The organism is Acinetobacter sp. WU_MDCI_Abxb74, from assembly GCF_025513915.1.
GTDB classification, from domain to species: domain Bacteria; phylum Pseudomonadota; class Gammaproteobacteria; order Pseudomonadales; family Moraxellaceae; genus Acinetobacter; species Acinetobacter calcoaceticus_C.
This window is the reverse complement of record NZ_JAHPRP010000001.1, coordinates 755,375-777,432: the sequence shown is the minus strand read 5'-3', so window position 1 is coordinate 777,432 and position 22,058 is coordinate 755,375. Positions and strand designations below refer to the sequence as shown.

Below are 22,058 nucleotides of genomic sequence, written 5' to 3'. Positions count from 1 at the left end.
GTTATGACAAATCCTAACGATTCAAACTGGATAATTTATGGAGCAAATGGCTACACGGGCGAGTTAATCGCTCGTGAAGCTGTACGTCAAGGTTTAAAACCGACACTTGCAGGTCGTAACGAAGAAAAAGTTGAAGCACTTGCTCAAGAGTTAGGGCTCGACTATAAAGCTTTTGGGCTTGATAACGTAGATGCGGTAAGTGAGCAACTCCAAGGCTTTAAACTGGTCATGCACTGTGCAGGGCCATTTTCAGCTACTTCAAAGCCGATGATGGAAGCATGTATAAAAGCAGGTGCTCATTATCTCGATATTACGGGTGAAATTTCTGTATTTGAATTAGCGCAGTCACTTAACACTCAAGCAGAAAAAGCCGATATTGTGCTTTGTCCGGGTGTTGGCTTTGATGTGATTCCGACAGACTGCGTGGCAGCTGCACTGAAAGAAGCACTACCAGATGCAACCCATTTAGCGCTTGGTTTTGACTCTAGAACAGGGTTTTCACCAGGTACTGCCAAAACAAGTATAGAAGGTATGGGGGAAGGTGGAAAAATTCGTAAAAACGGAAAAATTACCACTGTTCCATTAGCACATTATGTTCGGACCATTGATTTTGGTGACGGTAAAAAAAGTGCCATGAGTGTTCCATGGGGAGATGTCTCTACCGCTTTCTATACAACAGGTATTCCAAACATTGAAGTGTTTGTTCCGGCGTTTCCAAAAATGATTATGGGCGCAAAAATGATGAACTATGTACGTCCAATATTAAGACTTAAAGCCGTGCAGAAGTTTATTAAGGCGCGTATTGAAAAAACAGTCGTTGGACCAAATGAAGAGCTCCGCGCAAAAATACCGACCTATGTTTGGGGTGAAGCCAGAAATTCACGTGGGGAAATCAGAACTGCCCGTATCCAAACAGAAAACGCTTATAGCCTTACGGTCAATGGTTCACTGACCGTGGTGAATTATTTACTCAAAAATACCGTTAAAGGTGGTACATATACACCAGCGAAACTGATAGGTTATAAGCTAGTGACTGAGCTACCAGGTTCTGGACCGTTGGTCATTACTTAACAGAAACTTGGTTAAAACAGCATATTTATAGAGTAGTCCCGAATAAGATAATTCTTGTTCGGGCAATGAATAAAAATTAAAGATATTTCAAAGAATACAACTTCATTTAGGTTCAAAGAAAAACAGAAAACAAAACACGCCACGAGAAATAATTCAAATTGAATATACTAAAATGTAATGCATATTTTTTATAAACAATGGAATGTAAATAATGAGAAAACTCATACTATTTCTACATGCTTCGCTTGACAGTTTTGTCGAAGGTCCAAATGGGGCAATGGATATTGGCTGGATTGCTTATGATGCCGATTTGGCAAAACACGCGAAAGACATTTTAAGTACTGCCGATACGGTGATTTGGGGACGCGCGACTTACCAAATGATGCATGGTTACTGGCCATCTATACTTTCCAATCCAGAAGCTTCGGAGCACGAAAGGAATCATGCAGAATGGATTGAAAAGACTGAAAAAATCGTTTTTTCAACAACCTTAGATAAAGTTGAGTGGAATAATTCCAGACTTGTAAAAGATCATGTTGAAGAAGAGATCAATAAGCTCAAACAGCAACCGGGTAAAGATATGGTTATTCTCGGTAGTCCTAGATTTGCGCACTACCTCATGCAACTGAATTTAATTGATGAATATAAAATTACAATTTCTCCAGTCTTGATTGGTAATGGATTGCCTTTATTTGAGGGTGGTAGTGAAAAGACGAATCTTAAACTCATCGAAAATAAAACCTTTGCTTCTGGAGCGATAGGTCTTCATTATCAAAAAATAAGCTGATCTTTTCTAAAGTATTTATATACCAGAGACGAATTACAGGGCTCGTTTATAATTCGTCTTTTAGATTTATTGAATCGTACTTAAACGTTTAATGACAGCTTCGGCAATTTCTTTACTCGATTGAGGATTTTGCCCAGTAATAATTCTGTCGTCTGAAACTACATAAGAAGTAAATGGAACAAACGCTCGCTTGTATTTTGCTCCACGTTCAATGAGTCCATTTTGTAAAGAAAAGGGAACTTGAGACTTAATACCTGACAGTGTTTCTTCAATATTTGCAAAACCAGTAACGGTTCTATTTGCAATTAACGATTTGCCATTTTCATCTTGTAGAGGTAATAACCCACCTACACCGTGACATACCGCTGAAACGACTCCACCTTGTTGATAAATTTGTTCGCTAATGTTCTGCAAAGATTGATTTTTTGGAAAATCCCACATAGTGCCATGACCACCGGTATAGTAAATGGCTTTGTATTGTGAAGGGTTAATTGCACTCGGGGATAGTGTGGTTTTTAGAAGTTGCATAAAGGCTGGGTCGGCTAAATGGTTTCGTGCCGATTTATCTAAGTAAATTGACTTTAAACTACGCTCATCTAACGGAACTTCACCACCGAGTGGACTTACAAAATCCATTTTATAGCCAGAGGCTAAAGCGACATCATAAAAATGAGTGAGTTCAGTCAACCAAAGTCCTGTTTTATCAGAACGAGTAGGGTAAGCTGAATGATTAGTCATCACTACTAAAATTTTTCCGCTTGCTTTAGTAAGGCTTTGAGTTTTAGCTGACTCTGCGGCGTGTACCGAATTTGAAGTTAAAAAGATGGCAAAAATAATTGTTAACCAACGCTGAATATCCCAAACTTTAAACATGACAGGTTCCTCATCAATCACCTGTAGTCAATCGTATGTTTAAAGTTCGCTTGAAGGTCAATAGAATTCTTAGAAAATTTATGGTGTTTTTGCTTTGTCATAGTAGAGATTCATGAGTCTTTCTGCATTTTCTTCGCAAGTAATTTCATCTGGCTTGTTATTAATTGCTTCAATCATTGTATGTAAGTTTTGCTTACTTGCTTTTAGTTTCTGTTCTAAAAGTTCTATTTCTTGAATTTTAGTTTCAAGTGTTTGAATGAGTTCATCGTGGTTCCAAGTAGCAACTTTTGAAGGCAAAAAAGCTTTAATTTCTGCTAAAGTAAAACCAACTTGCTGGGCTTGTTGAATCAAAGAGAGTTGCTTTAAATCGTTGTTACTATATTCGCGATAGCCATTTGATTTTCTCTTAGCTTTAGGCAAGAGTTTGATTTGTTCATAATAACGAATTGTGGGCGTGCTTAAGCCACTTAATTTAGATAACTCACTAATATTCATAGCCACACACTCTCTTGACATTAAAGCTAACTTTAGACTTATAGTGTTGTAAAAGCAAGGTTCATAACTTTACCAAGCACACACTTTCATTAACAGGTTTCTATGCTTTGATAAATTAATGAACAGAATTATAAATATGAAAATGAGGTGAAGAGATGTCTAAACGCATATTACATGTCGTGACTAACGTTTCACGTTACAAAGATGTAGATGAGCCCACAGGTCTATGGTTAGGTGAGCTCACTCATGCCTATGATGAGTTTGAGAAACAAGGTTATATTCAGGATATTGTAAGTCCGAATGGTGGAAAAACGCCGATTGAACCAAAGTCACTCGGTGCTTTAGTTGCCGATAAATCTGTAAAAGCGAGAGAAGACGATCAAGCATTTATGACTTTGCTGGCAAATACATTCAAACCGTCAGATATCAATTGGCAGGATTATGATGCTATTTATTATACTGGCGGCCACGGGGTAATGTGGGATTTCTTAGATAACCCTGAACTTCAAGAAATCACCAAAAATATTTATGAAAAAGGTGGGATTGTTTCGAGTGTGTGTCATGGCTATTGTGGTCTATTAAATGTAAGGCTTTCCAATGGTAAACGGCTTATAGAAGGGAAGAAGTTAACTGGCTTTGCTTGGAGCGAAGAGGTTTTGGCAGGGGTAGCAAAAAAAGTGCCTTATAATGCCGAAGAGTTAGCAAAAGAATATGGTGCAGACTATGAAAAGGCTTTAATTCCATTTGCACCACATGTGGTTCAAGATGGAAATTTAATTACAGGCCAAAATCCATTTTCTGCTAAAAAAACGGCTTTAGAAATTATAGAAGCTTTAGAAAAGTCCTAGGTTTTATGTATTAAAAATAATCCCCAAAAGAGAAGTCAATCATGACTTACAACTTTTGGGGATTGTTCTATTTTGAAAAGCTAACCTTAAGGAACAATAACAAAATCAGGATTTGCTATCGCAAACACAGCATCGCGGTCTGCCGCAGGTGGATAAATCCAGACCGTATTAATTTCCTGCTTGATTTTTTTGGCTTCTTCGCGAACAAATTGAACCTGACGGTCCCAACCTTCGCTATAAAGAGCGCCCCATGCACCTAAGTCAAGACAAGTCACATACTTTGGTTGACTATATGCATGCAATGGTAAATCAACCAATTCCGCCACAGCATTGTAACCCGCCACACGGCCTAGGCTCATGGCATGTTGGCAAGACATCACATTAAAATTACCTAAATCATCGGTTGGAACTTTTACCGTATCACCAGTCACAAAAATATTTTTTGCTTCAGGTGCATGTAAATAAGCATCTCCAATCAAACGGCCTAAATTATCTTTTTCACCTGCGATTTGAGAAGTGAGGTGATTTGCTCGCATGCCCGCAGTCCAAATAACAGTTGCAGCCTCAATTCTTTCGCCGTTAGAAAGTGTTACCCCTGATGCATCAAGCGCAGTAACTCGTAGACCAGCTTTACCTTCCACACCTAGTTCTGTGAGAGCTTCTCGAATAACTGTAGCAGCTTGGTCACCCATTGCCGCACCAATTTCTGTAGATGAATCTACTAAAACTACACGCACATCAGTTTCACCTAAAATACGACGCAGGCGTTCGGGCATTTCAGTTGCTGTTTCTAGCCCAGTTAAACCGCCACCTGCAACTACAACGGTATTACGTGCTGCATTTGCAGGTTTATTGGCTAAGTTTTTAAGATGTTGATCTAGTTTTTCGGCATCTTCTAGTGTACTTATGCTAAAGCCATATTCTGTAAGACCCGGTATAGGAGGCATAAAAGTGGTACTTCCAGTTGCCAGAATAAAACGGTCATAGCTTAAGGTTTGTTTGTTGCCATCGGTGGTTGAAACCTCAATGGTCTGTTGGTCGCCATCAATTTGATTTACCCAGCCTGCCAGAAACTTAACTCCAACCACGCTTAATAACTCTGAAATATCAGGGTTCATATTTTCAAGTACGGGTTCATAAAGACGAGGACGAATATCAACATTGGGAGTAGGGGAAACCATCACTACTTCAATATTTTGTTCTTGCGAAGCTAGGTGAATTGCTCTTTGTGCAGCAAGTGCAGCCCATAAACCAGCAAAGCCAGAACCAGCAATAATAATACGCTTACTCATTTGATTATCCTTTTGATAGGTTTTTTCGGACAATAAATTCCAGCTCATCACAAATTTAGGGTGAGCGAATCCTTTCTCTGATTGTCCGAAAAATCTGAGAAGGTGTTTAAAACGATTAGGGGAGTTTTATGTCAGGGTTTGAGGCCCTATCAGCTCGTTAGTCGGGGGTGTCCCGTGATATTTTGTTTTTCCGCATTTTTGCTGTTCTTCCTTCGATGCGTTCATTGATCCAGCCATTTACATCACTAAAAAATACGTCGGGTGCATAACGGCCAAAACGGTCTGCAATATCACCAAGTGTATGAGCACCTAGCGCATCTCGCATGGCTTTTTCGGCCTGTAGCATGACGGCATGCACTGCACACACACCACTGGTTGCCCAATCTGGCGGGGCATGATTAAAGACTGCACACTTCCCACGGACTTCTTGGCACTCAAAAAGCGGTTTTTCACCTTCGATTGCATTCACGATATCTAAAAAACTGATTTCATGAGCCGGTTTGGCCAGTAAATATCCACCGCGGACACCTTCTTGTGCAACTACCAGACCTGCCTTTTCAAGTTTAGGAAAAATCTTAGCCATAAAACTCGGAGAGACTCCTTGTAATTCGGCCAGATCCTTACTACTCAAAGGTTTATCTTCATTGTTCACAAGAAAAAGAAGACAGTGAATCGCATACTCGACGCTACTAGTGATATAAGCCATTTAATTTCATAATTGATCAATTACAAACACAGACTAACTCGGTCTGTGTTTTTAGTCAATAATAAAACTAAGACAAAGTTAGTCTTAGTTTTATTATTGAGTGATTTTGATAAAGAAAATATTAGTTATATTAATGAATTTAAAAGCCTTTAATGAAATATTAAGAGAGAAAATAATTTAAAACTAGCGAGAAAAAAATTATGAACGCCACCAATAATTTTCGACATTTGGCTCGTTTAGATTTAGGATTTCACCCATTTGCGGTGTGCTAATGCCTAAATCTTTTTGCTTAGCCAAACCGACAATACGTTCAAATGGGTCATCCCAAGCATGAAGCGCTAAATCAAAAGTACCGTTGTGCACAGGTAACAAATGACGTCCTTTTAAATCGAGATGGGCTTGTAAAGTTTGCTCTGGTTGCATGTGAACATCTGGCCATTCTGGGTCATAAGCTCCAGTTTCAATCATGGTGAGATCGAAAGGTCCATAACGATGTCCAATCTCTTTAAAGCCATCAAAATATCCCGTGTCACCGCTAAAAAATACGCGTAGATCACTATCAATAATTACCCAAGATGCCCATAAAGTTGCATTACTGTCACTCAAGCTTCGGCCCGAGAAATGATGTGCAGGGGTGGCTACCAGTTCTAAACCATCAATATGTGTGGTGTCCCACCAGTCGAGTTGTTGAACTTTTTCTGCTGGAACTCCCCATTTAATCAGGGCATCACCCACACCAAGCGGTGTTATGAAGTGCTCAACTTTGTCTTTAAGTTGTATGACCGCATGATAGTCCAAGTGGTCATAGTGGTTATGCGACAAAATCACGCCTTTAATGGGTGGTAATTCATCAATGCTGATTGGCGGTTGGTGAAAACGTTTTGGCCCAATCCACTGAAAAGGAGATGCGCGCTCCGAAAAAACAGGGTCGGTTAGCCAAAACTCATTGCGCAATTTTAACAAAATGGTCGAGTGCCCCAGACGAAATAGGGAACGGTCAGGTGCACTAAGAAGTTGTTCTTTCGACAAGCTTAAAACTGGAATTTGTTTATTTGGAACAGTGTCTTTCGGTTTGTTAAATAGAAACTTCCACATCAACTGAAGTGACTTACCAAAAGAAGGCTTATGCTGGTTCGGACGTGTATTTCTAAATTTGCCATCATGCTGTTGTGACGACATTAAGGGAGAAGGCAAGTCTGTTGTGTTTGAAATAGTCATCTTGTTTTTCCTTTAGTGGAATAAACCTATATGTGCAAATAAGAACTTTAAGAGTACTTATTAATATCTATATAAATGAGTATTTACTCACTCATTAATTGGTTCAAAAATAAGGACGCCGTAGGTCCTTATCTTTTATTTATATTGAAACTGCATGCCAAAATGCTTCAAAACCCGATTTGCGATAACGCTCGGTTTGAGAAGGGTCTTGGGCAATAAAATTCAGTGTGACTTCGGCAAGCGCCCCCAAAATTGAAGCAATAAATAATGGTGGGTAATCACGTAGTGTTCCACCATTAATATGTTCTTGAATATTTTGGGTCAGATCGCAAAAGGTTTGCATACCAATTTGTTTGCTTTGCTCGGTAATTTGTTCAGAGGTTGAAAGCTGTGCCATTACTTTGCGTTTGAGTGGAGCTTCTAAACTCCAGTCCAAATAGCTTTGCCAAATATGAGACATTTGTGTTTGCAAATCGGCGTGAGCAGGGTAATTGAGTATCATGACCTGACGTAGTTCAGCCTTGAGTGAAAGATAGAGCTGATTAAGCAACTCTTCTTTGCTACTAAAATAGGTAAATAAAGTACCTTCTGCCACACCAGCGCCTTTGGCAATTTTTGAGGTAGATGCACGTTCGCCAAGCTCTGCCAATGTTTCAATAGCAGCACTTAAAATTGCATTACGTTTATCTTCACTACGAGGACGAGCCATACACAAACATATTAATTGAGTGATTACTCAATCATACATAAAAATAGCTAGAGTGCAAGTGAAATAAAGAAGCCTTACATTAGCTTTTCTCCCCATTCCCAGCAAAAGATTTAATAGTAAAACTACCATACTAATTTTTATTATTTTTTGATTTTTCATCAGATAAATAAAAGCCAATTTACTAATCTAGATTATCTAAGATGTAGTTCTTTCTATGGTTATAAATATAATTAGTTATTTCACGAGTTAAGAAGAATTCTTTGTACAGCTTAAAGTAAATTTAGAAGAATTAATTATTCTTGAATCTACCTTAATAATTAGGTTAAATACAAACCAATAACATAGAAAATACATAACTTTACTTTTGTAATATCGATTTTAAAAAATTAGGAGAAATAGGGTATGAAGACATTTTTTATGTGGGTAGGTATTCTATTTACTATTATTTTTGTATTAGCCCTTATTGTTGGAGGGAACAGTTCAAAAGTATCATCAACTTCCTCAAATAATGTTAGTGAATCAGCAAAGCAAGAAGCCATTGCTGCCGCAAGTGAAGCAAGTGAAGCAAGTGAAGCAGTTGAAGCTGCAGAAGAGGCACAGGCAGCAGTTGATGCTGCGAATAAAGCCGAAAATCAAAATACTCCAGTTGTGGTCACCTCTAATTTGACTAATCAACAACGCAATGCTGTTAGAGCTGCTGAGCAATATCTTGATCTGATGGGTTTTTCTCGTAAAGGCTTAATTGACCAATTATCTTCAAGCGCTGGTGATGGTTTTAGCTATGCAGATGCCGAGGCTGCGGTCGATAGCATGGATGTAGATTGGAATCAGGAAGCAGTACAAGCAGCACAACAATATATAGAACTAACAGGTTTTTCTTGTAGTGGCCTTATTGACCAACTTTCGTCCAGTGCTGGTGATAGATTTACTGAGCAACAGGCTCGATATGGGGCGCAGCAAGTAGGAGCATGTTCTTAATCATTATAACTTTCCGCTATGACTTTAATATTAATAGCCTAGCGGATTTCTTTATTCTGAATATAAAACCTTTAAATAATTATTCAGAACCAATAATTTTATTAAGCCAATATTTAAGGTTTTTCTTAATTATGTAATTAAATGAAAAACAATAATTAATTAAATATTTTCTAGCCAATTTCACATTGACACCTTAAATATTGCAGATTACCATTTGCGGGCTGGCCTACATTGCCAGTCGGTTTTGACGGACCGATGATCGACCACATCAGATTATTCCTTCTGAGGAATAGTTTCATGTGTGCACACCTCGTTCCCTCCCGTAGCGGTAGGACGGGAGTGGGACACTTTCGAGTGTGCTGGATGTCGAACCCAGTCCGTCAACCCACTTCCGTTCTGCCACCATAATTTATAATGTTTCGGCAGAACTCCATACTTAAAGGAGTTGGCTTTGCACATTCATTATTTCTTGGCAGCCTTTGCCAAAAGCTATATCGACACAACTTAACCCATCTTTAAATGGTTTGATGGCCTTTAGGCTTGTCGAACTTTAAATCATTTCGTTTAAAAACTTAGCAACAATAAAACTTGAGATGTGCCAAGCACAGTCTTTATGGCTTTGCTACGCCTTTTTTCACCCTCAAAAGGGTCAAGGCTTTTTATATCTCATTTATATACAACAAAAATTTATTTTATAACGGTAAAACTATGCCACATTCAGATCTCCCATTTCGTGCTTTAAGTGTGCTTCATTCTGCAAGATATCTTTTTAATAAACATGGCTTTCACAATGTCGGGGTAGACCGAATTATTGAAGCAGCAAAAATCCCGAAAGCCACGTTTTATAATTATTTTCACTCAAAAGAACGTCTTATCGAAATGAGTCTAACCTTTCAAAAAGATGGGCTTAAACAAGAGGTAATTTCAATCATCCATGTCCAAAAAGAATTAACGCTAGTTGAAAAACTTAGGAAAATATACTTTTTACATGCAGATTTAGAAGGGCTTTATCATTTGCCGTTTAAAGCTATTTTTGAAATTGCGAAAACACATCCAAAGGCGTATCAGGTCGTAATTGACTATCGAAAATGGTTGATCAAGGAAATTTATAATCTGCTTTTAACAACTAACGCAAATGCTTCAAAACAAGATGTGCACATGTTTTTGTTTGTGATTGATGGAGCAATGGTTCAGCTTTTAGACCCGAGTAAACCAGATGAACGGGAGAGGTTGCTTGAGTATTTTTTGTTGGGGTGGGGGTGAGAGAAAAGCATTTTAATCTATGAATCTAAAATAAAATTTGTTTTATCAAGTAGTCAATGTAATTTATATTTTTAGAAAATTTAAATAAATGCATCTTTATTAGTCATATATTTTTATCTTCAATCATAAAATTTACAATGAAAGAAAATGTCACATGAAGTAGGTAGCCTTATAATGATAAGGATGTAAATTTAAAAATGAATCATATTAAAGAATGGACAATTAATATGGCTAATCAAAAAAGTGATCTACACCGGCAACAAGAGATTGATCAAGATCGCCAAAATAAACAGCAAGATCAACAATTCGAGCAAAACCAACAGGATCAACAACAGCAACAAAACCACCAATACCAACACCATATACCAAATCAACAGCGGCAACAAAACGTGAAAGATCAGAAAGATATACAGCGGCAAAAAGATCAGCAAAACTGATAAAACTATCGCAAATGTATAAAAAACCTCAATATCTCATTGAGGTTTTTTTATACGTATTTAAGCCGATTTCTTGTAGCAGAAAGCATCCTATAAATATCATGATTTTTTATTTAAGGAATATCCTTGTCCTTATTGGCACAGAGTATCTTTGGTCATCTCACCATTAACCAGCCTTAAAATCTGCAACGGGTTGCTGTCTTTCAAAGCCTCCGGCAATAAGCTTTGCGGATAGTTCTGGTAACACACCGGACGTAAGTAACGGTCAATTGCCAAGGTTCCAACCGAGGTGCCTCTGGCATCTGAGGTTGCTGGGTATGGCCCACCATGTACCATCGCATCACTCACTTCAACACCAGTAGGATAGCCATTTAACAGTAAGCGACCTGCCTTTTCTTCTAACACCGGAACCACATCTGTAAACTCGTTTAAGTCTGCTTCATCGGCAATTAAAGTTGCAGTGAGCTGACCGTTCATGCTTTGTAGCGCTTGAAGAAGTTGGGCTTTATCTTCAACTTCAATAATGACAGTTGCTGGCCCAAAGATTTCTTCTTGTAAAAGCTGGTCACTTGCCAGTAATAACTCAACATCAGCTTTAAATAATTGTGGTTGTGCCTGATTACCTAGCTGGGTTTGGCCTGCCAAATGTTCAATACCTTGATGCTCGGTTAAGTGTTCCAGACCTGCTGTATAGCTTTTTAAGGTTCCGGCATTCAGCATGGTTTGAGCAGGTTTGCCGCCCATAATATTGGTCAGGTTAGTAATGAGCTGGCTAAATTCGGCTGATTTAATTCCTAAAATTAAGCCCGGATTGGTACAGAACTGACCACAGCCCAGAACCACTGAATCTGCCAAGTCCTGTGCAATTTTTTCACCTCGGTTTTTTAAGGCTTCTGGCAACATCAGCATTGGGTTAATACTGCTCATTTCAGCAAATACTGGAATCGGTTGTGGGCGTGCTGCTGCCATGTCACATAAAGCACGACCACCACGGAGTGAACCGGTAAAACCAACCGCCTGAATTAGCGGATGCTTAACTAAAGGTTCGCCCACACCATTACCGTAGATCATGTTAAATACGCCTTTAGGCATATTTGATTTCTCTACGGCACGTTCAATCGCTTGCGCGACAAAGTCTGCTGTGGCCATATGTCCGCTATGGGCTTTCACCACCACAGAACAGCCAGCTGCTAAAGCAGAAGCAGTGTCTCCACCTGCAGTTGAAAAGGCCAATGGAAAGTTACTGGCACCAAATACTGCAACAGGGCCAACACCGATTTTAATCTGGCGCAGGTCTGGGCGCGGTAGAGGCTGACGCTCTGGTAAAGCTGTATCAATACGGGCGCCTAGAAAATCTCCACGGCGCAACACTTTGGCGAACAGACGCATTTGTCCACTGGTACGGCCACGTTCACCTTGCAAGCGTGCAAGTGGTAAAGCAGTTTCTTGTGAAACGACCTCTAAAAAATCTGTGCCTAAAGCATCGAGTTCATCGGCAATGTTTTCTAAAAAGGTTGCACGCTGTTCAGGTGAAGTGTGACGGTAAGTTTTAAAAGCTTGACTGGCTGCGTCACAAGCCTGGTTCACTTCCTGTTCGGTTGCATGGTGAAACTCATAAGGCAGAGATTCGCCTGTCGTTGCATTCACACTTTTTAATAAGTTTGTACTTTGAGCACTGCGTGAACCGCCAATAAAGTTGTGTCCAATAATGTTCATAACGAATATCCTGAAATTAATGAGAGTGTCTTGGAAGATTATTTTGGTTGACCACACGCATGTATAACGTTGCAGGCTCTAAGCAGCCGCCCGTTGATAATTGGCCTACCATATTTCGATACATTTCTTGCCAAGGTGTTTGAGATGCAGACACAGTGGGTTGCCATTCCTGACGGCGTTTTTCTAACTCTTCATCAGAAATGAGTACATTAACGGAGCGATTATTTAGATCAATGCGCAATCGATCGTTAGTTTTTAATAACGCAATTCCACCGCCTACCGCTGCTTCTGGTGACATATTTAAAATAGAAGGGCTGGCAGAGGTTCCACTTTGACGGCCATCTCCTAAGCAAGGCAGTGAGTCAATTCCCTTTTTAATTAACTGTGCGGGTGGGGCCATATTGACAACTTCGGCACTGCCCGGATAACCGACTGTTCCAGCACCTCGAATGACCAAAATACAACGTTCATCAATTTCTAAAGCAGGGTCGTTAATTCGTGCGTGATAATCTTCGGGGCCTTCAAAAACAATCGCTCTTGCTTCAAAGCTATTTTCACTATTGGGGTCAGATAAATACGTTTTCTTAAATGCTTCGCCAACGACAGACATTTTCATAATGGCGCTGTCAAAGAAATTACCACTCAGCACAATAAAGCCTGCACCATGTTTAAGTGGCTGTTCATAGGGGAAAATTACATCTGCATTTGAGGTTTTTGCATTTCTAGCAATTTCACCCATTGTTTTACCACTGACCGATGCACAGTCTTCATGTAAAACACCTGATTTTTGTAATTCATGCATAACCGCAGGAACGCCCCCAGCGCGGTGAAAACCTTCACCCAAATATTTACCTGCAGGCATACAGTTCACAATTAATGGAATATTTTCTCCAACGCGTTGCCAGTCTTCTAAACTCAGTTCAATGCCCATATGGCGGGCAATTGCAATTAAATGGGGAGGACAGTTACTTGATGCGCCTAGAGCAGACGCTACGGCAATAGCATTTTCAAATGATTGTTTGTTCATGATTTTAGATGGACGTAAATCTTCTAAAACCATTTCGCAAATTCTTTTTCCTGTCATATAGGCCATTTGCCCACGCTCGCGATACGGCGCAGGAATGCTTGCACATGTGGGTAATGACATACCCAAAGCTTCTGCCAAGGCATTCATTGAAAGTGCAGTGCCCATGGTGTTGCAATGCCCAACCGAAGGTGATGCCGAAGTCGTCATTTCCATGAAGCCTTCATAGTCAATTTCACCTGTTGCAAGTAAATTGCGTGCGTGCCAGAGCACTGTGCCAGAACCAATTAACTCGCCCTTAAAATGACCGTCTAGCATTGGACCACCAGATAAAACAATGGCGGGTAAATCTGTAGTCGCAGCTGCCATTAAACAAGCAGGTGTGGTTTTGTCACAGCCCGTTGTTAGCACCACACCATCAAGTGGATAACCATGTAATATTTCAACTAAACCTAAATAAGCTAAGTTTCGGTCTAGCGCAGCAGTGGGGCGTCGAGACTGTTCTGCAATTGGGTGAACTGGAAATTCCATTGGAATACCGCCCGCATCACGAATGCCTGCTTTAACCCGTTCAGCCAGTTCTTTGTGATGGCGGTTACATGGAGTTAAATCACTACCAGTTTGCGCAATGCCAATAATTGGTCGGCCCGACTGTAACTCGGCACGGGTCAACCCATAATTCATATAACGTTCAACATAGAGCGCTGTCATGTCAGCATGTGTAGGATCATCAAACCATTCTTGGCTACGTAAAAAAATCCGTTTATCTTGATCATTCATTTTTAGATCCTTTCACTCATACTTTTTAAAATTTAACTTTTTCACGAAATGAATATTACAATTCAACTGATCGATAATACGTGAAAATTATAATAATTCTCGTTGTTTCAAATTACGCATTAATGCATTTATTCCAAAATTCCACGGCGTCGCTTTGTCGCTTGTCATTACCGTATTGTATAAAGTGCCTAATTTAGGTGAATGAATACGAACGACATCGCCGACCTTATGTGTAAAGCCTGCGCCAGCTTGTTCGCGATCTTGAGTCGGGGCAAATAGAGTTCCCAAGAACAAGACAAAGCCATCTGGATATTGGTGATTTTCATTGAGTGTTTGCTGGATTAAATCTTCTGGGTCACGACTAATTTGTGACATAGAACTGATGCCATTGAGCACAAAGTTATCCGTACCTTGAATTTGCAGTTCAACATCACAAGCACGAATATCATTTAAAGAAAATGTCTGATCAAAAAGACGAATAAAAGGGCCAATTGCACAAGAGGCATTATTATCTTTTGCTTTACTTAAGAGCAAAGCACTACGACCTTCAAAGTCCCGTAAATTAACGTCGTTGCCTAAGGTTGCACCTAAAATTTTACCGTTGCTGTTTGCAACTAATACCACTTCTGGTTCTGGATTATTCCACTCAGACTTAGGGTGAATACCAATATTTTGACCCGTTCCCACGGCTGCTAAAACAGGTGCTTTGGTAAAAATTTCTGCATCTATTCCTATACCTACCTCAAGATATTGAGACCACATATTTTGTTCAATTAAATATTCTTTCAGCTGTAGTGCTTTTTCTGAACCGGGTTCGATTGTTTTTAAATTATCGCCAATCACATTCTGCACAACTTCACGGATGGATTGAGCTTTTTGTGCATCGCCACCAGCTTGTTCTTCAATCACTCGCTCTAACATGCTTGCGGCAAAGGTTACACCAGCCGCTTTAATCACTTGTAAATCAATAGGAGCTAAAAAATACGCTTTATTTGTATCTGGTTCAGCCACCGTATTTGCAAATAATTCATCAATTGACCCGATTAATTTCCCTTCAATTTCAGATAAAGCGTTTAATGGATCTGAACTTTCAAGCAACTGAGAAATTGTGTGAAACTTCTCTGAAATATCAAAAACCTGATTATCTTTTAAAATGATAGGTGAAGGGCCAGCAATTTGATTTGGGATCCACGCACGACCAATTAAACATCCTTGGGTAGCATCGTCTGGTAATGAGTTCTGGGAATTTAAGGTAAAGTTCATTTAAAGCATCCTTCTTTTATTTGAAATCATGATATGTTTCTTATTTAATAAACACCAATCGTAATAATTTAATTATTAATAACGAAAAGTTATCGAAAAGGAATTTTATAAATGGCGGATTTGACTTACGCAAGCTTAAATAATTGGTTAAAATTCAAGCATTTGGTTCTTCTTGAAACTTTAGCTCGAACCAATAATATGCATTTGGCCGCCGAGCAGATGAACCTAAGTCAACCTGCGGTCAGTAAAATGCTAAAAGAAATTGAAGGGTTGCTTGGTTTTCCTGTTTTTGAACGATTGCCCCGAAATATGCCTGTTACTGCTTTGGGTGAACTTGTGATTCGCTATGCGCAGCGTGTGTTAAACGATGCAAAGCATTTCGTCGAAGACATTGAAATTTTACGATTGGGTGGACACGGTTTTTTAAAAGTAGGCGGTATTTTTGCGGCAACCGCTGTGGTGATTCCAAACTCAATTATTGAAATCAAGAAAAAATGGCCATTACTTTCTATCGATGTGGTTGAGCAAACCAGTGACCATTTAATGGAAATGTTAAGTGAACATACTTTAGATTTAGCGATAGGCCGCTTTACCGATGTGACGCAAAGCCAGTTTTTCGATTTTCAACCTTTAGGCCCAGAGCCATTTTGTATTGTTGTGAATAGTGCCCACCCATGTGCTCAAAAAAAATTCTGCACTTTAGAGGAGTTACTCAACTGGCCGTGGGTACTTTATCCTAAAGGCACCCCAATTCGAGAGCGTATGGAAGGTGCATTTGCCCGAGCAAAAGTCAAAATACCTTTAAATACGGTGAATACCATGTCTATGCAAACCTTTTTACAGATATTAAAAGGTGCGCCTATGGTCGGAATGTTGCCAGAAGCGATGGTGATTGATCAGGTAAAAGAAGGTCAACTACAGATTTTAGAAACGGATTTGATTTTAGATGCACAAGATTATGGAATTTTGACACGTAAAGGTGAGCCTGTTTCTGACATCGCATCGGCATTTATCAACATTTTATTAAAAAACGCAAAACGTAAATAAAAAGATAGGCCTCAAATCAGTAAAGAATTTGGGGCTTTTTTATTAAAAAAATAAGAAAAATAACTGATTATTGTTGAATTATATAAACATGAAACTGATATTAAAAAGTTATCAATATTTAGAAATTATTCATTGGAAATTATTGCTTGGACTCCTTATCGTTTAATTCACGATGATTAAAAAATTTTTAAGTGAATAAAAATTAGGAAAGGATCCCTGTATGAATGTACTAATCACTGGCGGAACTGGTTTTATTGGAAAACAAATTGCGAAAGAGATTCTAAAAACCGGTAGCCTTACTTTAGATGGTGATCAACCTAAAGCCATCAATAAAGTTATTCTTTTTGATGCATTTGCTGGTGAAGATTTACCGCAAGACCCGAAAATTGAAGTTATTGTCGGTGATATTACCGATAAAACCACTGTGGCAAATATTACAGACAATATTGATGTGGTATGGCACTTAGCAGCAGTAGTGAGTTCAGCAGCGGAGGCTGATTTTGATTTAGGAATGGACGTTAACCTTTATGGCCTATTAAATTTATTAGAAGAATTAAGAAAAAAACAGACACGGCCTCGAGTCATTTTTGCCAGTGGTTGCGCTGTATTTGGCGGTCAATTGCCAGAGGTGGTAACAGACGAGACAGTAGTTACACCAAAGTCTTCTTACGGCATGCAAAAAGCGGTAGGCGAATTACTGGTGTCTGATTATTCAAGAAAAGGCTTTATTGATGGCCGTATTTTGAGACTACCGACCATTGTGGTTCGTCCCGGTAAACCAAATAAAGCAGCTTCTACCTTTTTTAGTTCAATCATTCGTGAACCGTTAAAAGGCGAAACGGCAGTTTGCCCCGTACCATCAGATACCCCAGTTTTTGTTACTTCACCACGGCGCTGTGTTGAATCGATGATTAAGGCTGCCACCATTTCGACAGACGTACTTCAAGATAATCGAATTATTCCCTTACCGGGATTAACCGTTACCGTTAAAGAAATGCTTGAAGCGCTTGAAAAAGTTGCAGGCAAACAAGCAACCGATTTGGTGCAATGGCAAGAAGACCAAACCATTCAACGTATTGTTAAAAGTTGGCCTGTTCAGGTGAAGGCTGAATATGCCGAATCTTTAGGTTTCCGAGCAGATGAAAATTTTGAAAGCGTCATTCAGGCACATATAGAAGATACCCAAAATTAATGGCAGTGATCGCCAGTTGATGTGAGAGTTATTATGGAAGATATCAAAAATGTAACTGCTCTCGAAGAGCAGACGATTAAGCGTGTTTCGAGTCGAATTATCCCGTTTCTCATTATTTTATTCATTATGGCATTTCTAGACAGAACCAATATTGGTTTTGCTGCGCTACACATGAATGATGCACTTGGAATTACTCAAACCATTTTTGGTTTAGGTGCGGGCGTATTTTTTCTTGGTTATTTTATTGCGGAAGTACCGAGTAATGTTTTACTTCATCGGTTTGGAGCAAGAATCTGGATTGCCCGAATCATGATTACTTGGGGAATCATTGCTGGACTTATGGGTTTTATCCATAGCGGTACTCAGTTTATTGTTTTACGGTTTTTACTCGGAATTGCCGAAGCGGGTTTCTTTCCGGGTGTTATCTTTTATTTAACCTTGTGGTTTCCTGCAAAATATCGTGCCCGCGTTTTCGCAACGTTCTATCTTGGATTGCCAATTGCTCAAATTATTGGTGCGCCAATTTCGGTAGGTCTTATGCAATGGGGTAATACCATTGGCTATGAAGGCTGGCGCTTAATGTATATTTTGGAAGGTATTCCTTCAATTATTTTAGGATTAATCTGTCTAAAATATTTAACCAATAATCCTAAAGAGGCTGAGTGGTTAACAGCAGAGCAGCGTCAATGGCTAATGACCACGCTAGAGCGCGAAGAACGAGAGAAAGAGCAATCTACAGAAGTGGCTTTAACCAAAGGTGAAATGATTAAACAAGTGTTTAAAAACCCATTGGTCTGGATTATGGCAATTGTTTATTTTGGCATTACGTCTGGTTCAAATGCGATGTTTTTCTTTTTACCGAGTGTATTAGAGTCATTCAGAAACACCTTTGGTATGGAAATCAGCCTCATTCAAAATGGTTTACTCACCGCAATTCCATATGCTTTTGCAGCAGTGGGCATGGTTTTATGGAGCCGCCGTTCTGACCGCAAACAAGAACGTTATAAACATGGAGCTTGTGCTGCACTCATGGCTGCTTCCGCAATCGCTATTGCCTTAATTGTGAATCAGCCTTGGGCAATTATTGTAGGTTTTATTCTTCTTGCGATTGGTGTGTTTAGTGCAATTAATATTTTTTGGACCATTCCTGGGCAAACTTTAACAGGTGTAGGTGCCGCAGCCGGAATTGGTTTAATTAACTCGGTCGGCAACTTAAGTGGTTTTACTGGTCCGTATTTAACAGGTTATTTATATACAACCACTGGAACCTACACAGTGGCCTTTCTCGTGATTGCTGGATTTGTTGCAATGGGTGGTTTAGGGTTGTTGTTATTGGCTAAGTTAAAATCGAATAGCTTAAAAGCAGAACAACAACAATTCAAAGTTCGGACTGCGACGGAGATGAAATAATGGCGACCATCGGATTTGTTGGTACAGGCATTATGGGTTTGCCAATGGCCATGAATTTACTAAAAGCAGGGCATCAAGTTAAGGTCTGGAACAGAACCCTATCTAAAGCAGATATTTTAAAAGACGCTGGTGCATATGTTTGCAGTGAACTTGAACAAGTCGGACAAGATGTAGAGTTTTTAATTTGTATGCTCAGTGATGGAAAAACTTGTGATGAAATCCTGTTTAAAGAACACGGTGCTATCTCACAGTTAAAGCCTGAAAGCACGGTCATTGTGATGAGTTCGATACCGGTGGAAATTGCAAAAAAACAAAGTGAAAAGTGTAAAGAAAGAGGTCTTAGATACTTAGATGCTCCGGTCTCTGGCGGAGAAAAAGGTGCTCAAAATGCAAGCTTAGCCATTATGGTTGGCGGTGAAGCTAAAACATTTTCACAAGCTGAAACTATTTTAAGTGCAATGGGACGACCAATTTTAGTGGGTGGGGCTGGCTGTGGTGAGCTTGCAAAACTCGTCAATCAAATGATTGTGGCAACCACCATTGCAACCGTAAGCGAAGGATTATTGCTTGCCAGTAAAGCTGGAGCTGACCCCGTAAAACTCAAACAGGCATTAACAGGTGGTTTTGCAGACTCTCCGATTTTGCAGCAGCACGGTGAACGGATATTAACGCGCAATTTTAAACCCGGAGGTACTGCTCGCACCCAATATAAAGATATTGATACCGCCATTAGCTACGCCAAATCACTTGAGTTGAATTTACCAATTGCTGAATTGGTCAATCAACTCTTTCAGAATATGGTTGGGGCGGGAGACGGTGAGCTTGATCATTCTGGTCTAATTCGTGAGTTAGAGCGAATGAACCATTTAGCTCTATAACCTTTTATAAATTCACTACGAATGGTTGAATAATCAAAATGTTTAATGACTGATTAACCATTTGTAGTGTTTTTATCTTCACATCATCATGCTCAAAGTTCAGCTATTTTTAAAACAACTTTTCCTTTTGAACGGCCAGTATTTACATATTGGAATGCTTCCTTGATTTGAGCAAAGTCATATGTTTGGTCAACTATGGGTTTAATTTTTCCGGCTTCTACTAATTCAGTAATTTTTGAGAGCTGTTGACCATTCGGCTGCATAAATAAAAATGAATAGGTAATGCCACGTTTCTTTGCTTTATGTCGAATTGGCCAGCTTAAGAGCGGGATAACACATTTTAGAAATCGGTTTGGATTAACTGCTTCTGCAAAAGCTTGGTCGGGTGGACCTGAAATACTAATAATACGCCCACCACGTTTAATCACATTCAGCGATTTCTCTAAAGTTTTTCCACCTTGCGTATCTAAAACCACGTCATAGTCTTTAAGCTCTTGCTCAAAGTCTGCCGTTTTATAGTCAATAATGATATCGGCGCCTAGTTCTCTAACCCAACGAGTGTTTTTACCACTTGTTGTTGTGGCAACAATAGCTCCAAGGGACTTAGCAAGTTGAATCGCAATTGATCCCACACCGCCAGAACCTGCATGGATGAGCACTTTTTGTCCTGGTTGAACTTTAGCAATTTCAACCAGTGCTTGCCATGCAGTCAATGCCACCAGAGGCAAAGAGGCCGCTAGTTCCATCGAAATATTTTGAGGTTTAAGGGCAAGTGAAGACTGCTGAACCACTGTATATTCAGCAAAAGCGCCGTTTAGGTCGATCTTGGCATAGACTTCATCACCAGTTTTAAATTGAGTAACGTTTGATCCAACCTCTACAACTGTTCCTGCAAAATCACTGCCTAATATGAACGGAAATTTTACTGGGAGAATTGCTTTAAATTCACCCCCTAAAACTCTTATGTCGAGAGGGTTGATACTCGCTGCATGCACTTTAACAAGCACAGCATCTTTTGACAGAGAAGGTTTTGGATGTTCACCGACTTGTACATCATCAATATGGCCGTAACGGTTAATGTAGGCTGCTTTCATTTGGAACCTCTATTTTTTGAAATTTGTTTTCATGTTTTATACGTTTAAGTTTGCTCTAAACTTTCACGCTGCGTTGAATTAACTTGTCAAAAATCTTTGCAGGCGCAAATCGTCTTAAAGCTTTTAGTTTTTGTGCAGTTTTGCCTGCTGTGTAACGTGGTACCACATGTTTACTTTGAATCACCTCTAAAATTGCATGGGCAACAACGCTTGGCTCATCTGACTTATTCATTAAATGAATCATTTGTTGATGGAGCTTTTTACGAGCTTCATCATAAAAAGAAACTTTATTGTCGGCTTCAAGTAAATTCATTCCTAAAGAGGTATTGGTATACGCCGGTTCAATCAAAGAAACACGAATGTTTTGAGACCTTAATTCATGGTCTAAAGATTCAGAATAACCCTCAAGTGCATGTTTAGACGCAGAATAAAGTGCGCCAAATGGCATAGGCACAAGTCCAAGAATTGAACTGATATTTAAAATAAGTCCTGATTTTTTCTGACGCATGTGTGGAATAACTGCGCGAGTCATTCGAACGGCACCAAAAAAGTTAGTATCAAAAATAGCCTGTGCTTGCTGCATTGAGCTTTCTTCAGCGCCAGCGGGTGATATTGCAAAACCAGCATTGTTAATTAAGACATCAATTCGACCTTCATTTGCAATTATTTTTTCAATGGCCTGCATTACCGACTCGTCTTGGTTCACATCTAACTCAATAAGATGAAATTTATAGTTTGATGAATTTTTTGCTTGTCGGCTTGTGCCATAAACAATAAATCCTACCTCATGTAAAAGGTCGGCGGCTGCTAAACCAATACCCGAAGATGCACCTGTAATGAGAACCACTTTGCTGGTCATATCATGTTCCTTACTTAAACTTTGTCGCCTGAACGAATGAATTCCGGCTTGATTTTTTCATCATAATCTAAAAATAAAATAGTTACTACTAAAAAGATAGTGACAAATAAATAATGTA

21 protein-coding genes are annotated in these 22,058 nt (G+C 39.4%); 10 read left to right on the top strand and 11 right to left on the bottom strand.

What is annotated here, in order from left to right; all coding sequences use genetic code 11:
• Positions 1-3: 3 nt before the first annotated feature.
• Entirely contained in the window at positions 4-1,071 is a 1,068-nt protein-coding gene (locus KTH84_RS03765; protein ID WP_262472038.1) for a saccharopine dehydrogenase family protein, read from the top strand.
• Between the two features lie 211 nt (positions 1,072-1,282).
• Positions 1,283-1,858, top strand: coding sequence for a dihydrofolate reductase family protein (locus KTH84_RS03760; RefSeq protein ID WP_262472037.1), 576 nt, complete (start codon positions 1,283-1,285; stop codon positions 1,856-1,858).
• A 66-nt stretch (positions 1,859-1,924) separates the two neighbouring features.
• On the opposite strand, the gene KTH84_RS03755 is transcribed toward KTH84_RS03760, so the two are convergent.
• On the bottom strand, positions 1,925-2,731 hold the full coding sequence (locus tag KTH84_RS03755; RefSeq protein WP_262472036.1) for a type 1 glutamine amidotransferase domain-containing protein: 807 nt from the start codon (positions 2,729-2,731) through the stop codon (positions 1,925-1,927).
• 78 nt (positions 2,732-2,809) lie between these two features.
• Complete coding sequence (locus KTH84_RS03750; protein WP_042896186.1) at positions 2,810-3,226, bottom strand: MerR family transcriptional regulator; 417 nt, start codon at positions 3,224-3,226, stop codon at positions 2,810-2,812.
• Positions 3,227-3,381: 155 nt separating this feature from the next.
• Between KTH84_RS03750 and KTH84_RS03745 the strand changes: the two genes are divergently transcribed.
• On the top strand, positions 3,382-4,074 hold the full coding sequence (locus tag KTH84_RS03745) for a type 1 glutamine amidotransferase domain-containing protein (protein WP_262472035.1): 693 nt from the start codon (positions 3,382-3,384) through the stop codon (positions 4,072-4,074).
• Positions 4,075-4,160: 86 nt separating this feature from the next.
• Here KTH84_RS03745 and KTH84_RS03740 read toward each other — a convergent pair whose 3' ends face one another.
• The 4 genes from KTH84_RS03740 to KTH84_RS03725 form a co-directional block, all read right to left on the bottom strand.
• Positions 4,161-5,366, bottom strand: coding sequence for an NAD(P)/FAD-dependent oxidoreductase (locus KTH84_RS03740; protein WP_262472034.1), 1,206 nt, complete (start codon positions 5,364-5,366; stop codon positions 4,161-4,163).
• Positions 5,367-5,523: 157 nt separating this feature from the next.
• Positions 5,524-6,072, bottom strand: a complete 549-nt coding sequence (locus KTH84_RS03735) for an RrF2 family transcriptional regulator (protein WP_005040253.1) — start codon at positions 6,070-6,072, stop codon at positions 5,524-5,526.
• Positions 6,073-6,270: 198 nt separating this feature from the next.
• Positions 6,271-7,290: an MBL fold metallo-hydrolase gene (locus tag KTH84_RS03730; RefSeq protein WP_202741970.1), complete on the bottom strand. Its 1,020-nt coding sequence runs from the start codon at positions 7,288-7,290 to the stop codon at positions 6,271-6,273.
• 139 nt (positions 7,291-7,429) lie between these two features.
• Positions 7,430-7,999 (bottom strand): TetR/AcrR family transcriptional regulator, encoded by a 570-nt coding sequence (locus tag KTH84_RS03725; protein ID WP_262472031.1) that lies wholly within the window; start codon positions 7,997-7,999, stop codon positions 7,430-7,432.
• A gap of 402 nt (positions 8,000-8,401) precedes the next feature.
• On the opposite strand from KTH84_RS03725, the gene KTH84_RS03720 reads away from it, so the two are divergent.
• From KTH84_RS03720 to KTH84_RS03710, 3 genes are all read left to right on the top strand, one after another.
• On the top strand, positions 8,402-8,977 hold the full coding sequence (locus KTH84_RS03720) for an Ltp family lipoprotein (RefSeq protein ID WP_262472029.1): 576 nt from the start codon (positions 8,402-8,404) through the stop codon (positions 8,975-8,977).
• 708 nt (positions 8,978-9,685) lie between these two features.
• Entirely contained in the window at positions 9,686-10,240 is a 555-nt protein-coding gene (locus KTH84_RS03715; RefSeq protein WP_262472028.1) for a TetR/AcrR family transcriptional regulator, read from the top strand.
• Between the two features lie 227 nt (positions 10,241-10,467).
• Entirely contained in the window at positions 10,468-10,677 is a 210-nt protein-coding gene (locus KTH84_RS03710; RefSeq protein WP_133973461.1) for a hypothetical protein, read from the top strand.
• A gap of 132 nt (positions 10,678-10,809) precedes the next feature.
• Here the strand turns inward: KTH84_RS03710 and KTH84_RS03705 are convergent, their stop codons facing one another.
• From KTH84_RS03705 to KTH84_RS03695, 3 genes are all read right to left on the bottom strand, one after another.
• Positions 10,810-12,393 carry an aldehyde dehydrogenase (NADP(+)) gene (locus KTH84_RS03705; RefSeq protein WP_262472026.1) on the bottom strand — a complete coding sequence of 528 codons (1,584 nt, stop codon included), beginning with the start codon at positions 12,391-12,393 and terminating at the stop codon, positions 10,810-10,812.
• 16 nt (positions 12,394-12,409) lie between these two features.
• Positions 12,410-14,197: an IlvD/Edd family dehydratase gene (locus KTH84_RS03700; RefSeq protein WP_262472024.1), complete on the bottom strand. Its 1,788-nt coding sequence runs from the start codon at positions 14,195-14,197 to the stop codon at positions 12,410-12,412.
• A gap of 87 nt (positions 14,198-14,284) precedes the next feature.
• Positions 14,285-15,460 (bottom strand): fumarylacetoacetate hydrolase family protein, encoded by a 1,176-nt coding sequence (locus tag KTH84_RS03695; RefSeq protein WP_262472023.1) that lies wholly within the window; start codon positions 15,458-15,460, stop codon positions 14,285-14,287.
• 111 nt (positions 15,461-15,571) lie between these two features.
• On the opposite strand from KTH84_RS03695, the gene KTH84_RS03690 reads away from it, so the two are divergent.
• The 4 genes from KTH84_RS03690 (at position 15,572) to KTH84_RS03675 (ending at position 19,987) form a co-directional block, all read left to right on the top strand.
• Entirely contained in the window at positions 15,572-16,507 is a 936-nt protein-coding gene (locus KTH84_RS03690; protein ID WP_262472021.1) for a LysR family transcriptional regulator, read from the top strand.
• A 220-nt stretch (positions 16,508-16,727) separates the two neighbouring features.
• The gene (denD, locus tag KTH84_RS03685) at positions 16,728-17,699 is read left to right on the top strand and encodes a D-erythronate dehydrogenase (protein WP_262472020.1); all 972 of its coding nucleotides are present in this window, start codon (positions 16,728-16,730) and stop codon (positions 17,697-17,699) included.
• A 33-nt stretch (positions 17,700-17,732) separates the two neighbouring features.
• A complete protein-coding gene (locus KTH84_RS03680) occupies positions 17,733-19,109 on the top strand; it encodes an MFS transporter (protein ID WP_262472019.1) in 1,377 nt (458 codons plus the stop codon).
• Positions 19,109-19,987, top strand: a complete 879-nt coding sequence (locus KTH84_RS03675; protein WP_262472018.1) for an NAD(P)-dependent oxidoreductase — start codon at positions 19,109-19,111, stop codon at positions 19,985-19,987. The genes KTH84_RS03680 and KTH84_RS03675 overlap by 1 nt, the downstream gene beginning before the upstream one ends.
• Positions 19,988-20,079: 92 nt before the next feature.
• Here the strand turns inward: KTH84_RS03675 and KTH84_RS03670 are convergent, their stop codons facing one another.
• On the bottom strand, positions 20,080-21,081 hold the full coding sequence (locus KTH84_RS03670) for an NADP-dependent oxidoreductase (protein ID WP_262472016.1): 1,002 nt from the start codon (positions 21,079-21,081) through the stop codon (positions 20,080-20,082).
• A gap of 55 nt (positions 21,082-21,136) precedes the next feature.
• Positions 21,137-21,940, bottom strand: coding sequence for an oxidoreductase (locus tag KTH84_RS03665; RefSeq protein ID WP_262472015.1), 804 nt, complete (start codon positions 21,938-21,940; stop codon positions 21,137-21,139).
• Positions 21,941-22,058: the final 118 nt, after the last annotated feature.

Bases quoted from the DNA above. Each gene is read 5' to 3' on its own strand.
- KTH84_RS03765 (WP_262472038.1), top strand. From the start codon at position 4: ATGACAAATCCTAACGATTCAAACTGGATAATTTATGGAGCAAATGGC.
- KTH84_RS03760 (WP_262472037.1), top strand. From the start codon at position 1,283: ATGAGAAAACTCATACTATTTCTACATGCTTCGCTTGACAGTTTTGTC.
- KTH84_RS03755 (WP_262472036.1), bottom strand. From the start codon at position 2,731: ATGTTTAAAGTTTGGGATATTCAGCGTTGGTTAACAATTATTTTTGCC.
- KTH84_RS03750 (WP_042896186.1), bottom strand. From the start codon at position 3,226: ATGAATATTAGTGAGTTATCTAAATTAAGTGGCTTAAGCACGCCCACA.
- KTH84_RS03745 (WP_262472035.1), top strand. From the start codon at position 3,382: ATGTCTAAACGCATATTACATGTCGTGACTAACGTTTCACGTTACAAA.
- KTH84_RS03740 (WP_262472034.1), bottom strand. From the start codon at position 5,366: ATGAGTAAGCGTATTATTATTGCTGGTTCTGGCTTTGCTGGTTTATGG.
- KTH84_RS03735 (WP_005040253.1), bottom strand. From the start codon at position 6,072: ATGGCTTATATCACTAGTAGCGTCGAGTATGCGATTCACTGTCTTCTT.
- KTH84_RS03730 (WP_202741970.1), bottom strand. From the start codon at position 7,290: ATGACTATTTCAAACACAACAGACTTGCCTTCTCCCTTAATGTCGTCA.
- KTH84_RS03725 (WP_262472031.1), bottom strand. From the start codon at position 7,999: ATGGCTCGTCCTCGTAGTGAAGATAAACGTAATGCAATTTTAAGTGCT.
- KTH84_RS03720 (WP_262472029.1), top strand. From the start codon at position 8,402: ATGAAGACATTTTTTATGTGGGTAGGTATTCTATTTACTATTATTTTT.
- KTH84_RS03715 (WP_262472028.1), top strand. From the start codon at position 9,686: ATGCCACATTCAGATCTCCCATTTCGTGCTTTAAGTGTGCTTCATTCT.
- KTH84_RS03710 (WP_133973461.1), top strand. From the start codon at position 10,468: ATGGCTAATCAAAAAAGTGATCTACACCGGCAACAAGAGATTGATCAA.
- KTH84_RS03705 (WP_262472026.1), bottom strand. From the start codon at position 12,393: ATGAACATTATTGGACACAACTTTATTGGCGGTTCACGCAGTGCTCAA.
- KTH84_RS03700 (WP_262472024.1), bottom strand. From the start codon at position 14,197: ATGAATGATCAAGATAAACGGATTTTTTTACGTAGCCAAGAATGGTTT.
- KTH84_RS03695 (WP_262472023.1), bottom strand. From the start codon at position 15,460: ATGAACTTTACCTTAAATTCCCAGAACTCATTACCAGACGATGCTACC.
- KTH84_RS03690 (WP_262472021.1), top strand. From the start codon at position 15,572: ATGGCGGATTTGACTTACGCAAGCTTAAATAATTGGTTAAAATTCAAG.
- denD (WP_262472020.1), top strand. From the start codon at position 16,728: ATGAATGTACTAATCACTGGCGGAACTGGTTTTATTGGAAAACAAATT.
- KTH84_RS03680 (WP_262472019.1), top strand. From the start codon at position 17,733: ATGGAAGATATCAAAAATGTAACTGCTCTCGAAGAGCAGACGATTAAG.
- KTH84_RS03675 (WP_262472018.1), top strand. From the start codon at position 19,109: ATGGCGACCATCGGATTTGTTGGTACAGGCATTATGGGTTTGCCAATG.
- KTH84_RS03670 (WP_262472016.1), bottom strand. From the start codon at position 21,081: ATGAAAGCAGCCTACATTAACCGTTACGGCCATATTGATGATGTACAA.
- KTH84_RS03665 (WP_262472015.1), bottom strand. From the start codon at position 21,940: ATGACCAGCAAAGTGGTTCTCATTACAGGTGCATCTTCGGGTATTGGT.